Genomic DNA, 14,805 nt, shown 5'->3' with positions numbered 1-14,805 from the left:
TCAGCGTCGGGCCGCCGGCAAACGCGCGGCTTTGTTGACATCGTACCACCAGTTTTCCAGCCCGGTGGCAAAGGCGGGCTTGATCTCTGGATGGGAAAACTTGTCCCAGTAGGCCAGGCGCTGCGCGGCGTTATACCACATCGGAATCATATAGGCGTTCCACAGCAGGATGCGATCCAGCGCCTGACCGAGCGGCAACAGCGCCTGTTGATCGCCCTGATGCGCGACAATCTGCTGCACAAAGTGATCGACGATAGGATCCTTCACCCGCGCGGTGTTCCACGATGACTCGATAAACTGCGACTGCCAGGTGTACTGCATATCGGTAGATGGCCACGGCATCGCGTAATAAAGCGACGGGATCATGTCGTAATCCCCCTGACGCAGGCGCCGCAGATATTGCGAACTATCGACTTCACGCAGCGAGACCTGAATGCCCAGCCGCGCCAGGCTGTGCTGGAACGGCAAAGCCCAGTCATTGTTGGTGCCACTGCGCATTAACAATTCAAAGCGGAATGGCTGGCCGGTTTTGTCATTCACCAGCTGCTGGTTTTTAATCTGCCAGCCCGCCGCTTTTAACAGGCTCATCGCCTGCAACAGGTTGGCGCGATCGAATCCGCTGCCATCGGAGTGGGGCGGGGCATAGGCATTATTAAATACTTCCGGCGGCAGCTGGGCTTTGTACGGCGCCAGTAAAATCAGCTGCGCGGCATCCGGATATCCCTGCGCGGCATAGACGGTGTTCTGGAAATAGCTGCTGCTGCGCTTATAGGCGTTATAAAACAGCGCCTTGTTCATCCATTCGAAATCAAAGGCGAGGCTTAGCGCCTGGCGCACCCGGCGATCGGCAAACAGCGGTTTCTCATTGTTGAAGGCCAGCCATTGCGTGTCGGTGGAGACATCGTTCGGGGTTTCCGTTTTGACGATGGCGTGGCTGTCGAAATTGCGGCCGCGATATTGCGTCGCCCATTTCTTCGCGGAACCTTCTTCACGTAAATCGAAAGCACCGGCTTTGAATGCCTCAAACGCCACGTTGTCGTCGAGGTAATAGTCATAACGGATGACGTCGAAATTGAAGCGCCCGCGATTGACCGGCAGGTTAGCGGCCCAGTAATTTTTTACCCGACCATACTGAATAAACTGGCCGGGTTTATAGGCGGTGATGCGGTAAGGCCCGCTGGACAGCGGCGGATAGCCAAGCGGTTCGTTAAACTTTTTGTCCTGCCAGAATTTTTGCGGCAGAACCGGCAACGTCAGCCAACTCAGTACCAAATCCTTATCCGGCCTGGGCATATCGATACGCACCGTCAGGCGATTCAGCGCGCTGACCTGCACGCCACGAAACGCCACGCGGAACTGTGGTACGCCTTCGGTCATAAATTTCTGGAAGGTGAAGGCGACATCCTGCGCGGTGATGGGCGTGCCATCCTGAAACTGCGCGTGCGGGTTAATCGAGACTTCCATCCAGTGATAATCGCTGGGATAGCGCGCCGATTCGGCAATCAGGGGATAGTAACTGGCTGGCTCGTCGTCAGAGGTGGTAAACAGGCCGTCATACAGCGTGTTAGTTGCTGCACCGGGGTTGCCGCGTGACGCAAAACGGTTGAAGTTATCGTAGGTGCCGATCACCGCCAGCGTCATCCTGCCGCCTTTTGGGGCTGCCGGGTTGGCATAATCGTAATGGGTGAAATCCACCGCATATTTCGGCTCGCCCAGTTTGGCAAAGGCATAGCTTTCGTTGATGGTTTCCGCATGCAATGGCGACATTGCACAGCCAATAAGCAACGCTGTGACTAAACGAAGCAGCATAAGAGGGACGCTCTCCTTTCGTTATCCGCACCTTATGGTAGCAGTTTCATTAAGTTTGCGTGACGTTAAGCGGAGGCAGCCAGCTGCTGTTGATAATAATTCACCAGATTCTCTGGCTTTAGCGGGCGGCTGAACAGGTAGCCCTGCAAATGCGTGACGCCCCGGTTAATCAGCCAGGCGGCCTGATCACCGGTTTCCACCCCTTCGGCGACGGTTTTCAGGTTCAGCTTCTTCGCCAGCAGCAGCACGGCATCGAGTACCGGCGAGGTGACGGTTTCGGTGCCGATGCTTTGCACAAAGCCGCGGTCAATTTTCAGATAATCGAAGGGATATTTTTCCAGATAGATCAACGCGCTGTGCCCGGTACCAAAATCATCAATGGCAATTTTGATGTTGTTATCATGCAGCCAGGCAAAGATTTCACCGGCATTTTTTTCCGTCACCATGGTGCGTTCAGTAATTTCAAACACGTAATTGAAGTGGTTGGCGGGCATTGCGGCGATCCAGTTCTGCACATCACGGCGAAAACTGTCGGAGGCCAGGTGCAGCGGCGAGAGATTCAGCCCCATGCGGGTGCCGCGTGGCAGCTGATCGCACATTGCGTGGGCATCACGCGCCACCAGCGAGAACAGGTGGCGGGTAAGGGGGATAATCAGGTTCTGTGCTTCGGCGTAGTTGATAAAGGCATCGGGCGGGATCATTCCTTCGGTGGGGTGGGTCCAGCGTAGCAGGGCCTCCACGCCATAGGGTTGGCCGTCATGTGCGGTCACCAGCGGCTGATATTCCACATGGAACTGACCACGCTTGATGCCCTGCATAATCTCTTTGCCGGGGTGCTGATGCAGGGTCAGCAGTAGCCAGCAGGCACCGCCCACCATCAGAGAGAACAGAATGCCGCTGAGCAAAATCAGATGATAGTCACGCAGCGCGAGTGTGGAGCCGAAAACCACAAACTGCATCATACCGTTGTTGAGCGTGGTGGTTGCCAGTGCCGGTGGCAAATCGCGGGTGCGCACCACCTGATTGGTACCGCTTAATAAGGCCCGGTTACCGACAATCAGCGCCATGCCAGTGATCTCCGGGTGATAGGAGGCCAGCAGCTGATAAGGGGTAAGGCTGAGATTCATGGTGGTGAGAATGCCGGTTTCAGCTTTACCGGGATTTTTCAGCCACAGCGCCACGGCCGGTTTGGTGGGTTGCAACGGCGTGCCTTCCAGCAGGCGCAGGTCGCGGTCGCGTTCCAGTTCAGACTCAGGAGAAATATCACCCACCGGCAACAGGAAGGAACCGGTGGCGGAAGAACAATAGGCGTTGCCGTCGCGCACCAGCAGAATGGCGCGAATGTTACCGGCAAAAGCGGCGCGTGAGGTGAGTTCCCGGCCAACGCTGTTGCACTCCAGCTGGGTATATTGCTGGAGCGGATAAAGGGTATCCACCAGGGTCGTCATCACCTGTTGTAAATCGTCCCGACTGTGCGTCAGTAACAGTTCATGCTGCTGTACTCTTTTTTGCCAGGTCAGTGTCAACAGGACAATGACAAACAACAGAAAGAACACGGCACCGACAATCACGCTGCTCCAGGCGATTCGGCGCGAATAGGCTGCATGACGTTTTAACGTCCCCGACAGTGGCATGGAGTGAATTCCCCTTGTCTTGCCATTTTATTATGTTAACTGCGCACTACTGCTTTCTGGTGTTTTCCCGTCATCATTCAGGTTGCTGCTGCGTTTATCACCCTGGTTCAACCTGAATTAGTTAGGGTAAGTGAGTAAACGAGAATATAACGAGAGCGCGAGAAAAGTCTCGTTATATTTTTGATTCTCAATTACTTTTTATGAATTTAGCTTAGGAGAAAAACCGACAGACGAAAAAAAACGCTGCCGGGGCAGCGTTTTCTGATTCTCTGGCTGAGAGGATCTTCAAAGGGTATTGATTAGCTCGGATTTCGCCCTAAAACACGTCGTGCTTCACGGTAACGCGCTTTCCAGTAACTCTCGTTTAAGCTGGAAATCATCACACCACTGCTGGTGGACGCGTGGACAAAATTATCATTGCCCAGATAGATGCCGACATGGCGACCGGTGGAACCGGCGCGGAACAGCACTAAATCACCCGGACGCAGTTTGGTGCGTGAAACCTGTTTACCGGTGTCTTCCTGCTCATAGGTTGAACGCGGAAGCTCTAACCCAAACTGCTCGCGAAAGGTGCGCTGAACAAAAGCAGAACAATCGATGCCGCGCTTGGTTTCGCCGCCTAAGCGGTAACGCACGCCTTTCCAGTCATCGTACTGTTCCATGATGCGGGATTTGATATCCACGTTCCGCACCATCTGTTCGAATTCATCCTGAGACGCCTGAAGTAAAAAACCATTCTGGTTGTTAACTTCATGTTTCTCGTTATTCGCGTTCTGTCCGTTATGGGTACTACTACATGCCGATAAGAGTGCTGCTAAAGCTACTGCGGGAATTATCCGCCTGAGGTATCTCAGTATTGGTTGAGACTTGACCATTATGGGTGTTTTCCTTCGAAATCCTTACGACAAAATGTCGCCAGCCAGATTACAAAACGGGTTGAGATTAATAAGAGCGACGCGCTAAGACAATTCCTTAATTACTAAAATGTGTTAATGCACACATTTTTGTTGCCTCTGGAACCGAATTTTATGCTGCACACTTACCAATTGCGTTTGAGGTTAACCGATTACAGACCGCGTGGCGAGTGCTTTTATATAAATTTTTATAGGTTTTTTTGATGCGAAATCAATCTGTAACACAACGGCTACTTTATCGACAACTGGCAGTGTTTAAACAGGGAAATAGGGGGGGGATCAGGCGCTAATTCTGGCGTTAAGGCCGATTTTAAGAGGGTTCCGACTGGACAGCTTAGGAAAAAGGCTATTGTCCTGCCATTTTCATCATAATCTTTTCTTTTCACAGAAACTGATTAGCTTGCTAATAATCTATTTAAGGTTCCATTAAGCGCGAGCGATCGCTATTTTTATCTTTGATCACTCGCGCTAAACAATTACTGCTGTGGCTTATGTTTGCCAGGCAGCGAGCGATATAACCAGTTAACCAGTTTGTCGCTTGCCGGGGTTAATAACCACCAGCTCAGGCCCACCAGCACCACGGAGAGCGAGCCGACGGCGATATCGGTAAACCAGTGCGCACCGGCCATGACGCGCGGCAGACCGAACAGCACCACAATCACCAGCCCCACCAGGAACGGGCGGAAGCCAAAATAGCGCCACATAAAGCAGGCGAAAATAATCAGCATCATGCCGTGGTCGCCAGGGAAACTGTCGCTTGATGCATCTTTTGCCGGAATGCCGGTCAGTTCGCTGACGCGATGGACATGTTCAAAGAACAGGGTCGGGCTGGCGTGTTTCACCGGCAGCAAATGGCCCAGCTGATTCAGGATGACGGCGGTCAGCAGCATGGTCACACCAATCGCCAGCATACGGCGGCGGCCCTGCGGCGTTTCGCGACGCCAGAACCACAGATAAAGTAAACCCATCGCCAGCAGTGAAACCACGTCAAAGCCGCGGAAGTTGGTGATCGCCACCAGCAGAGCAAAGCCGTGGTGCACCACCATCTGATCGTTGAAGCCAAAGAAAATAGCTTTGTCGAGGCCGAACCAGAAGCCATGATCGGGCGGCAGATACCAGGAAAAGAAAATCACCACACCCAGCAGATTCAGCAGCAGGATGGTGATCAGACGAGAAACGCGCATAGTTAAACCCGGAAAAGAAAAATAACGGCAGAACCTACCGCACCTATTTTAAACGAAACTTCAACAAGCCGGACTGCAAACTGTTCCAGTCCACCGGCTGATGATGGATCAATTCGATACGACTATCCGGCGGCGTGGTGGGACGCGTTTCAATAAACAGGTCCTCACCCTGACGATTAATATTGACTAAACCGTCGGGGGTACGCAGCACACCCTTGACGCGATCCACCGGCGCAAGCCGCGCCCACTCTAGGATGCCGATGGTATCGAACACCGTATCGCCATCAAAAATCCAGCCGCAGGATACATAGCCCTGGCCTTCATTTACCGCACGCCGCCAGCGCGCCTGACCATCAAGTTTTAGCGCCGCCAGTCCCTGTGGACGTGATTCAGCGTGATGATGCCGGGCATCCGGTACCGCACGATCCGCCAAGCCCGGCTGGCTGAGTAACGCGGGATCGACCTGGCCCCAGGCCACTTCTGCCCACTGGCGCTCGCCAAGATGTTGCGCTCGCCATTCCGCCAACAGCTGACGATCGTCCTCATTCCAGCGATCGCGTTTAGTGGCAATCACGATATCCGCCGCAGTGAGCTGATCGCGGAAGTTTTCATTGCTGGCGATACGTGCATCCGCCAGATGGTGGGGATCGAGCAGCGTCAGGGTCGCATCGACCTGTATCCACGGCTGATACACCGCCGCGCGCAGCATCGCCAGCAGCTGTTTCGGATGGCCAAGGCCGGTGGGTTCGATCAACAGGCGGTCGGGTTTGGTCTGTTTCAGCAGCATATTCAGGCCAACCTGCAACGGCAGACCGTTAACGCAGCACATGCAGCCCCCTGGGATCTCTTTCAGCGTGGCACCACGATCGGCGAGCAGCGCGCCATCAATGCCAATTTCGCCAAACTCATTCACCAGCACCGCCCAGTTTTCACCGGCAGGCTTACTGGCTAACAGATGCAGCAGGGTAGTGGTTTTGCCGCTGCCGAGAAATCCAGTGATAAGGTTTACCCGCGTCACAATCATGCTCCTGATAATAAAGAGAACAACGCGCGGCGGAGAGGTCGATCCGGCGCGCACAGCAGGTTGTTATAGTATAACAATTGCCGTGGGCCGGACAGTGAAGCGTGCTTAGTCAGCGCGTCCCATATAACGACGTTCAGCAATATGAATGCGGATACGATCGCCATTGCTGAGATATTCCGGCACCTGCACCACTAAACCGGTGCTCATGCCTGCCGGTTTGGTACGTGCGCTGGCGGACGCCCCTTTAATGCCCGGTGAGGTGTCAACAATATCCAGATCCACCGTTTGCGGCAGTTCCAGCGCCAGCAGCTGGCCATCCATCGTCAGCACCTGCATACCCGGCATACCGCCTTCAGGAATGAACAGCAGCTCGTCTTCGATCTGATCTTTTTTGAAGGTGTACGGGGTGTAATCTTCGTCATCCATAAATACGTATTCATCGCCATCTATATAAGAGAAGGAGACGAAACGACGGCTGAGAGAGATCGCTTCGAGGATGTCATCGCCTTTAAAGCGTTCTTCCACCTTCATCCCGGTGCGTACGTCGGTGAAACGCATTTTGTACAGGGTGGATGCGCCGCGTGCGCTGGGGCTTTGAATATCGATGTCTTTCACCAGCAACAGTTTGCCGTTCCAGGTGACAGCCATCCCTTTTTTGATTTCGTTTGCCTTTGGCATTGTCGTGTTACTCGCTCAGATAGAATTGATGCGCGCCACGTTACTCGCGCCGATAAAAACAGGCAAGACGGGCAGCGCAAATATTATTTAAGTAGCATGGCATTCCTGCGGGCAGACTGCTATTGTCGCGGCGAAATCCCGCAGCAGGAGGAGCCTGCGATGTTGTGTCGTGACCAGTGCGGTGCCTGTTGCACAGCCCCCTCCATCTCTTCCCCCATTCCTGGTATGCCTGAGGGCAAACCGGCGAACACCCCCTGTATTCAGCTTGATGCGCAGCAGCGCTGCAAAATCTTTGGCTCGCCGTTGCGTCCGGCGGTATGCGCGGGGCTGCAACCCAGTGCTGACATGTGCGGCAACAGCCGTGCCGCCGCGTTGATTTACCTGCTGAAACTGGAAGCTGACACCGCGCCATAATCGGTTGCTGATGTTTTGCTGAAATATTTGTCTTAAGTCGTGCTGGCGTTACAGCAAAAACGTCAGCTCTGCGTCTGGAAAAAATCCTAAATCCGATCTGAAGTGTGCGTAACGTCAAAAATCTGCTACGCCGTTTACGCATTTTCTTGCCTGCCTGACGCTGCTGTACCATATTCCCTGAAACGTTTCAGCGTTGTCGTCGCGGCTAAGCCGATGTCGTACAGCGTATTTTTTCGCCATCAAGCTGAAACGATTCAATTCAGCAAGCGAGGAGAGATATGTTCCAGCTCGAAGTTCAGGCCATCCATACCGGTGCGAATGCACAAAACAAAGAAGAGGCCATCCGTCAGGTTGCAGCGGCGTTAACCGCAGCGGGCAATGTGGCTGAAGGCTACGTTAACGGCATGCTGGCGCGCGAACAGCAAACCACCACTTTCCTCGGCAATGGGATCGCCATTCCGCATGGCACCACCGATACCCGCGACCTGGTGCTGAAAACCGGCGTGCAGGTTTATCAGTTCCCGCAGGGTGTGGATTGGGGCGACGGTCAGACGGCGTATGTGGCTATCGGTATCGCCGCGAAATCTGACGAACACCTCGCGCTGCTGCGTCAGCTCACGCACGTCCTCAGCGATGACAGCATTGCTGAGCAGCTGAAAACCGCCTCAGCGGAAGATCTGCGCGCGCTGCTGATGGGCGAAAAACAGGCGGCGGAATTCAAATTTGATACCTCGCTGATTGCCGTTGATGTGGCCGCCAGCGATCTGATGATGTTGCAGGCGCTGAACGCCGGTCGTTTGCAGGCGGCAGGCGCCGTCGATGCCAGCTTTGTGGCGAACGTGGTGTCGAACACGCCGCTGAGCCTCGGCCAGGGCATCTGGCTGAGCGACAGCGCCACCGGCAACTTGAACAGCGCCGTGGCGGTGAGCCGTGCGGCTAGCGCCTTTGACCACGCAGGTGAAAGCGTCGCGCTGCTGGTAACGGTAGCGGCCAGCGACGAACGTCCGCTGGAAGTGCTGGGCTATCTCAGCAATCTGCTGCACAGCAACAAAGCTGAACGTCTGCTGAAAGCCGACGCTGCCGGTATCCTCGCGCTGCTGACCAGCGAAGTGGATGAGCAGGCTGACGTGCTGACCGCTGAATACACCATCCGCAACGAGCACGGTCTTCATGCGCGTCCGGGCACCGCGCTGGTCAGCGTCATCAAACAGTTCAACAGCGATATCACCGTCACCAACCTCGACGGCAGCGGTAAACCGGCGAACGGTCGCAGCCTGATGAAAGTCGTCGCGCTTGGCGTGAAGAAAGGCCATCGCCTGCGCTTTACCGCCAGCGGCGAAGATGCGCAGCAGGCACTGAATGCCATTGAAGAGGCCATCAATAGCGGTCTCGGCGAGGGGGTAGCATGAGTCGTCGCGTAGCCACAATCACCCTGAACCCGGCGTACGATCTGGTCGGCTTTACGCCAGAGATCGAGCGCGGGGAAGTCAACCTGGTCAAAACCACCGGTCTGCATGCCGCAGGCAAAGGTATCAACGTCGCCAAGGTTCTGAAGGACTTAGGCATTGATGTCACCGTGGGCGGTTTCCTCGGTAAAGAGAACCAGGATGGCTTTCAGCAGCTGTTCAGCGAGCTGGGCATCGCCAACCGTTTTCAGGTGGTGCAGGGCCGTACCCGTATCAACGTCAAACTGACCGAGAAAGATGGCGACGTCACCGACCTGAATTTCTCTGGCTTCGACGTCACCGCGCAGGACTGGGAACGCTTCACCGCTGATTCCCTCACCTGGCTCGGTCAGTTCGACATGGTGTGTGTCAGCGGCAGTCTGCCGGCTGGCGTCGCACCGGAAGCCTTCACGCAGTGGATGAGCGATCTGCGTGCCCAATGTCCATGCATTATTTTCGACAGCAGCCGTGAAGCGCTGGTGGCGGGGCTGAAAGCGGCGCCCTGGCTGGTCAAACCCAATCGCCGCGAGCTGGAGATTTGGGCGGGCCGTAAGCTGCCAACGTTGCAGGAAGTGATTGACGCCGCGCATCAGCTGCGCGAGCAGGGCATTGCCCACGTAGTGATTTCACTCGGAGCAGAAGGGGCGCTGTGGGTGAATGCTTCAGGCGAATGGATTGCCAAACCTCCTGCGTGTGAAGTAGTCAGCACCGTAGGGGCAGGGGATTCGATGGTTGGCGGATTGATTTACGGTCTGCTGATGCGTGAGTCCAGTGAACACACCCTGCGCCTTGCAACGGCAGTGGCGGCTATGGCCGTCAGCCAGAGCAACGTCGGGGTTACCGATCGTACCCAGTTGGCCGCGATGATGGCGCGCGTTGACTTACAACCCGTTAACTAACAGCAGGAGAGGTATAATGAAAACGCTGCTGATTAAAGATTCTTCCCTGGGCCTCGCCTCAGGTCATTTAGCGATGGAAAGCCTGCGTGCTGTGGCAGCGCAGGCTGGTCTTACCCTTACCGATAACGCGGCTGACGCCGATCTGGTGCTGGTAGCGGGGCACAATGCCCCGAGCGATGCCCAGCTGGCAGGCAAATCTCTGGCGCTGGTTGATGTGCAGCAGCTGCTGCGCGATCCGGTCGCGACGATCAATCAGGCGAAAGCCAATGCTCAGACGGTGCAGGTTGCCGCCGTTGCTGCACCGGCTGCGGCCCAGAGCAGCGGGCAGAAGCGTATTGTCGCGGTGACCGCCTGTCCGACCGGCGTGGCGCATACCTTTATGGCTGCCGAAGCCATTGACGCTGAAGCCAAAAAACGTGGCTGGTGGGTGAAAGTCGAAACCCGCGGTTCTGTGGGTGCCGGCAACGCCATCACCCCGGAAGAAGTGGCGGCAGCCGATCTGGTGATCGTCGCGGCGGACATCGATGTTGATCTGGCGAAGTTTGCCGGTAAACCGATGTATCGCACTTCAACCAGCCTGGCGCTGAAGAAAACCGCGCAGGAGCTGGATAAAGCCCAGGCGGAAGCCAAAACCTACCAGCCGAGCGGCGCTCGCGCCTCTGGCGGCCAGGAAGAGAAGCAGGAGAAAGCCGGTGCCTATCGTCACCTGCTGACCGGCGTCTCCTACATGCTGCCAATGGTGGTGGCCGGTGGTCTGAGCATCGCGCTCTCCTTCGCCTTCGGCATTACCGCGTTTAAAGAGCCGGGCACGCTGCCTGCGGCGCTGATGCAGATTGGCGGCGGCAGTGCGTTCGCCCTGATGGTGCCGGTGCTGGCGGGCTTTATTGCCTTCTCCATCGCCGACCGTCCGGGTCTGACCCCAGGTCTGATTGGCGGTATGATCGCCACCAGCATTAACGCCGGTTTCCTTGGCGGTATCATCGCCGGTTTTATTGCCGGTTACGCCGCGAAGATGCTCAGCAGCAAAGTGAAGCTGCCGCAAAGTATGGAGGCGTTGAAGCCGATACTGATCATTCCGCTGGTTGCGAGTCTGATTACCGGCCTGCTGATGATTTACGTGGTAGGCAAACCGGTGGCGGGCATCATGAGCGGCCTGACTCACTGGCTGGCGAACATGGGCACAGCGAACGCGGTGCTGCTGGGTGCGATCCTCGGCGGTATGATGTGTACCGATATGGGCGGTCCGGTGAACAAAGTGGCTTATGCGTTTGGTGTCGGTCTGCTGAGTTCACAGACCTACGCGCCGATGGCGGCCATTATGGCGGCCGGTATGGTGCCACCGCTGGCGATGGGTCTGGCGACTCTCGTTGCTCGCCGCAAGTTCAACAAAGGTCAGCAGGAAGGTGGCAAGGCGGCGCTGGTGCTGGGACTGTGCTTTATCTCTGAAGGCGCCATCCCGTTTGCAGCCCGTGACCCGATGCGTGTACTGCCGTGCTGTATCATCGGCGGCGCCGTAACCGGTGCGATCTCGATGGCGATTGGTGCCAAACTGATGGCTCCGCATGGTGGTCTGTTCGTGCTGCTGATTCCGGGTGCGATTACCCCGGTGCTGGGTTACCTGATTTCTATCATCATCGGTACGGCGGTGGCGGGCCTCGGCTACGCTATCCTGAAACGCCCGGAAGAAGAACTGGCGAAAGCAGCCTGATTTCAGTCCAGCATCAGGCATAACAAAGGGGCGACTCCTGAGGTCGCCCCTTTTTTTATCCCTGCTGTTCCGACTTCAGCCACGCAATCTCGTCTTTCCAGATATCCGGGTTGATGGTCTCGAGAATCATCGGGATGCCATCAAAACGCGCATCTTTCATCAGCCAGCTAAACACGGTCTTGCCGATATTGCCTTCACCGAGGCTATGGTGACGGTCAACGCGGCTGCCCAGCGTACTCTTCGCGTCATTCAGATGCATACCGCGCAGATACTGAAAACCAACGATGCGTTCAAACTCGTTAAAGGTGTCAACGCAGGCTTCTTCGCTCCGCAGATCGTAACCGCCAGCAAACGCGTGACAGGTATCGATACACACGCCAACGCGCGATTTATCTTCCACATGGGCAATGATGGTGGCGAGATGCTCAAAGCGGAAGCCGAGGTTGCTGCCCTGACCGGCGGTGTTTTCAATCACGGCGGTGACGTTGTGCGTTTTATCCAGCGCGATATTGATCGATTCGGCGATGCGTTTCAGGCAGGCCTCCTCCTCAATTTGCTGCAAATGGCTGCCGGGATGGAAATTCAGCAGTGTCAGGCCAAGTTGTTCGGCACGCTGCATTTCATCAATAAACGCATCACGGGATTTCTCCAGCGCATCCATCACCGGATGGCCGAGGTTAATCAGGTAACTGTCGTGCGGCAAAATCTGGCCGGGGGTGAATTTATAGGTCTCACAGGCGGTTTTGAACGCGTCAATCACCTCACCGGAGAGGGGTGCGGCACGCCACTGGCGCTGATTTTTGGTGAACAGCGCGAAGGCGGTTGCTTCCAGTTCATGGGCACGGATCACTGCCTGGTCTACGCCGCCTGCTGCACTGACGTGTGCGCCGATATATTTCATGCCGCTCTCCTGAATGGGCTGGGGTTGTTACAAAACGCCCATCATAACGGATGCGGCTACGCCATGAAATGTTGCACCAGCACATTCAGTGCGCCGCCACCGGCCATCAGCCAGATAAACATCACCAATCCCAGCAGCAGCGGTTTAATGCCTGCCTGCTTCAGGGCGCTGAAACGGGTGGTCAGACCCAGTGCCGCCATCGCCATCGCCAGTAACAAATTCGCCAGCTGATTCAGCCCGCCGACCACGCTGGCGGGCAGCAGATGCAGTGAGTTAAACAGCGCCACCCCAATAAACAGCAGCGCGAACCAGGGGAAGCTGACCGGCTGCGTCCGGGTGGCGCTATGGCTGCGCTGACGTTTGAGCCAGCTGCCCAGCACCAGCAGGAAAGGCGCCAGCATCATGACGCGCAGCATTTTGGCGATGACCGCGTTGTTTTCCGTGTCGGCGCTGATGGCATGGCCTGCCGCCACGACCTGCGCCACTTCATGCAGGGTGGAACCGGTAAACACGCCGAAGTGCGCCTCGCTGACCTGCGGCAGCAGCGTTCGGATCAACGGATACAACACAATCCCCACGGTGCCGTACAGCACCACGGTTGCCACCGCTACCGCCACTTTCGACGGTGCGGCTTTGACCACGGGTTCAGTTGCCAGTACCGCCGCCGCGCCGCAGATGCTGCTGCCCGCACCGATTAGCCACACGGTTTCACGATCCATTTTCAGCAAACGGATACCGATAAAACAGGTCAGCAGGAAGGTCGAACTCAGCACCAGCACATCAATCACTACGCCGCTCAGGCCGACATCGGCAATTTGTTGCACGGTAATGCGAAAGCCATACAGCACGATGCCGAGGCGCAACAGGCGCTGTTTCGCCAGCAGCACGCCGCCGTCGCACTGGGTTGCCAGTCGGGGATAAAGGCTATTCCCCAGCAAAATTCCCAATATAATGGCCAGCGTTAGTGCGCCAAAGCCAGCGCCCGCCAGCCACGGCTGTTGCGCCAGCAACGCAGCGCAAGCGGCAATGGCCGCAGTCAGCAACAGGCCGGGTAGCCAGTGGTGAAAGGGAAACGGGGTTTTGCTAACGCTTATCTCGGCCATATCTATCTCCTTAAGTCTGGCTCTAGCGTGCCCGTCGCTGGCTTAAAAGTGAAATTGATAATATATTTATAATTAACCAGAATAAGTGATAAGTCGTTTTTAGCGATCCGCAATGTGAGGAGGACGCATGCACATTACGCTGCGTCAGATCGAAGTCTTTACCGAAGTGCTGAAAAGTGGTTCCACCACCCAGGCGTCACAGGTGCTGGCGCTGTCGCAGTCGGCGGTGAGCGCCGCGCTGGCCGATCTCGAAAGCCAGCTTGGGGTACAACTGTTTGACCGCGTGGGCAAACGACTGGTGCTGAACGAGCATGGTCGTTTGCTCTACCCGCGCGCGGTGGGGTTGCTGGAGCAGGCCGGGGAAATCCAGCAGCTGTTTAAAGAAGATAATGGTGCTATCCGCCTGTATGCCAGTTCGACCATCGGCAATTACCTGCTGCCGGGAATGATCGCCGCTTATCGGCGTGATTTCCCTGCGCTGCCGCTGGAGCTGAGCGTCGGCAATAGCCAGGATGTTATCAATGCGGTAGCGGATTTCCGCGTGGATATCGGCCTGATTGAAGGGCCATGCCATGTACCGGAGCTGATCAGCGAACCCTGGCTGGAGGATGAGCTGGTGGTGTTCGCCGCGCCGGATGCCGCCATCCTGCAACAGCCGGTCACGCTGGCGTCGTTAGCCGCCGCGCCCTGGATCCTGCGTGAGCGCGGTTCCGGTACGCGTGAAATCGTCGATTATCTGCTGCTGTCGCATCTGCCGCAGTTTCAGCTTGGCATGGAGCTGGGCAACTCGGAAGCGATCAAACATGCGGTGCGCCACGGTATGGGGATCAGCTGTCTGTCGCGGCGGGTGATCGCCGATCTGCTGGAAGCGGGAACGCTGGTGGAGGTTGCGGTGCCGCTGCCGCGTCTGACGCGCACCCTGTACCGTATCCATCACCGTCAGAAGCATCTGTCCAAAGCGCTCAATCGCTTCCTTACCTACTGTCGCGAATAATCCTGGCATGGCGATGCTAATAATTTGCTAACGATTATGAAGGTAACTAATAACAGGTGGTGAATGCTATACAGAGCAGGGTGAGCTGCTACAATCGC

13 protein-coding genes are annotated in these 14,805 nt (G+C 56.1%); 5 read left to right on the top strand and 8 right to left on the bottom strand.

Translation table 11 applies throughout. The features are described from left to right. From AC6I8V_RS13660 to yeiP, 6 genes are all read right to left on the bottom strand, one after another. Positions 1-1,809, bottom strand: coding sequence for an extracellular solute-binding protein (locus AC6I8V_RS13660; RefSeq protein WP_497842796.1), 1,809 nt, complete (start codon positions 1,807-1,809; stop codon positions 1-3). A gap of 65 nt (positions 1,810-1,874) precedes the next feature. After that, positions 1,875-3,443, bottom strand: coding sequence for a cyclic di-3',5'-guanosine monophosphate phosphodiesterase PdeN (gene pdeN / locus AC6I8V_RS13655; RefSeq protein WP_497842794.1), 1,569 nt, complete (start codon positions 3,441-3,443; stop codon positions 1,875-1,877). A 299-nt stretch (positions 3,444-3,742) separates the two neighbouring features. Further along, the gene (gene mepS / locus AC6I8V_RS13650) at positions 3,743-4,318 is read right to left on the bottom strand and encodes a bifunctional murein DD-endopeptidase/murein LD-carboxypeptidase (RefSeq protein WP_497842793.1); all 576 of its coding nucleotides are present in this window, start codon (positions 4,316-4,318) and stop codon (positions 3,743-3,745) included. Between the two features lie 515 nt (positions 4,319-4,833). Further along, complete coding sequence (locus AC6I8V_RS13645; RefSeq protein ID WP_497842792.1) at positions 4,834-5,541, bottom strand: phosphatase PAP2 family protein; 708 nt, start codon at positions 5,539-5,541, stop codon at positions 4,834-4,836. Between the two features lie 43 nt (positions 5,542-5,584). Beyond that, on the bottom strand, positions 5,585-6,559 hold the full coding sequence (locus tag AC6I8V_RS13640) for a CobW family GTP-binding protein (RefSeq protein WP_497842791.1): 975 nt from the start codon (positions 6,557-6,559) through the stop codon (positions 5,585-5,587). Between the two features lie 111 nt (positions 6,560-6,670). Next, the gene (gene yeiP, locus AC6I8V_RS13635; RefSeq protein WP_497842790.1) at positions 6,671-7,243 is read right to left on the bottom strand and encodes an elongation factor P-like protein YeiP; all 573 of its coding nucleotides are present in this window, start codon (positions 7,241-7,243) and stop codon (positions 6,671-6,673) included. Between the two features lie 159 nt (positions 7,244-7,402). Here yeiP and AC6I8V_RS13630 point away from each other — a divergent pair, with 159 nt between their 5' ends. From AC6I8V_RS13630 to fruA, 4 genes are all read left to right on the top strand, one after another. Further along, positions 7,403-7,657 carry a YkgJ family cysteine cluster protein gene (locus AC6I8V_RS13630; RefSeq protein WP_497842789.1) on the top strand — a complete coding sequence of 85 codons (255 nt, stop codon included), beginning with the start codon at positions 7,403-7,405 and terminating at the stop codon, positions 7,655-7,657. A 278-nt stretch (positions 7,658-7,935) separates the two neighbouring features. Next, entirely contained in the window at positions 7,936-9,066 is a 1,131-nt protein-coding gene (gene fruB / locus AC6I8V_RS13625; protein WP_497842788.1) for a fused PTS fructose transporter subunit IIA/HPr protein, read from the top strand. After that, on the top strand, positions 9,063-10,001 hold the full coding sequence (fruK, locus tag AC6I8V_RS13620; RefSeq protein ID WP_497842786.1) for a 1-phosphofructokinase: 939 nt from the start codon (positions 9,063-9,065) through the stop codon (positions 9,999-10,001). The genes fruB and fruK overlap by 4 nt, the downstream gene beginning before the upstream one ends. A gap of 16 nt (positions 10,002-10,017) precedes the next feature. Further along, positions 10,018-11,709: a PTS fructose transporter subunit IIBC gene (fruA, locus tag AC6I8V_RS13615; protein WP_497842785.1), complete on the top strand. Its 1,692-nt coding sequence runs from the start codon at positions 10,018-10,020 to the stop codon at positions 11,707-11,709. Between the two features lie 55 nt (positions 11,710-11,764). On the opposite strand, the gene nfo is transcribed toward fruA, so the two are convergent. Both nfo and AC6I8V_RS13605 read right to left on the bottom strand, forming a co-directional pair. Further along, positions 11,765-12,610, bottom strand: a complete 846-nt coding sequence (nfo, locus tag AC6I8V_RS13610; RefSeq protein WP_497842784.1) for a deoxyribonuclease IV — start codon at positions 12,608-12,610, stop codon at positions 11,765-11,767. Between the two features lie 56 nt (positions 12,611-12,666). Continuing rightward, entirely contained in the window at positions 12,667-13,713 is a 1,047-nt protein-coding gene (locus tag AC6I8V_RS13605; RefSeq protein ID WP_497842782.1) for a YeiH family putative sulfate export transporter, read from the bottom strand. Positions 13,714-13,840: 127 nt separating this feature from the next. Here AC6I8V_RS13605 and yieE point away from each other — a divergent pair, with 127 nt between their 5' ends. Further along, positions 13,841-14,707 (top strand): DNA-binding transcriptional regulator YeiE, encoded by an 867-nt coding sequence (gene yieE / locus AC6I8V_RS13600; RefSeq protein ID WP_497842781.1) that lies wholly within the window; start codon positions 13,841-13,843, stop codon positions 14,705-14,707. Positions 14,708-14,805 lie beyond the last annotated feature (98 nt).

This window comes from Pantoea sp. X-Soil-TKNS-1207, assembly GCF_059730485.1.
This window is presented reverse-complemented; position numbering and strand designations above follow the sequence as displayed.

Bases quoted from the DNA above. Each gene is read 5' to 3' on its own strand.
- AC6I8V_RS13660 (WP_497842796.1), bottom strand. From the start codon at position 1,809: ATGCTGCTTCGTTTAGTCACAGCGTTGCTTATTGGCTGTGCAATGTCG.
- pdeN (WP_497842794.1), bottom strand. From the start codon at position 3,443: ATGCCACTGTCGGGGACGTTAAAACGTCATGCAGCCTATTCGCGCCGA.
- mepS (WP_497842793.1), bottom strand. From the start codon at position 4,318: ATGGTCAAGTCTCAACCAATACTGAGATACCTCAGGCGGATAATTCCC.
- AC6I8V_RS13645 (WP_497842792.1), bottom strand. From the start codon at position 5,541: ATGCGCGTTTCTCGTCTGATCACCATCCTGCTGCTGAATCTGCTGGGT.
- yeiP (WP_497842790.1), bottom strand. From the start codon at position 7,243: ATGCCAAAGGCAAACGAAATCAAAAAAGGGATGGCTGTCACCTGGAAC.
- AC6I8V_RS13630 (WP_497842789.1), top strand. From the start codon at position 7,403: ATGTTGTGTCGTGACCAGTGCGGTGCCTGTTGCACAGCCCCCTCCATC.
- fruB (WP_497842788.1), top strand. From the start codon at position 7,936: ATGTTCCAGCTCGAAGTTCAGGCCATCCATACCGGTGCGAATGCACAA.
- fruK (WP_497842786.1), top strand. From the start codon at position 9,063: ATGAGTCGTCGCGTAGCCACAATCACCCTGAACCCGGCGTACGATCTG.
- fruA (WP_497842785.1), top strand. From the start codon at position 10,018: ATGAAAACGCTGCTGATTAAAGATTCTTCCCTGGGCCTCGCCTCAGGT.
- nfo (WP_497842784.1), bottom strand. From the start codon at position 12,610: ATGAAATATATCGGCGCACACGTCAGTGCAGCAGGCGGCGTAGACCAG.
- AC6I8V_RS13605 (WP_497842782.1), bottom strand. From the start codon at position 13,713: ATGGCCGAGATAAGCGTTAGCAAAACCCCGTTTCCCTTTCACCACTGG.
- yieE (WP_497842781.1), top strand. From the start codon at position 13,841: ATGCACATTACGCTGCGTCAGATCGAAGTCTTTACCGAAGTGCTGAAA.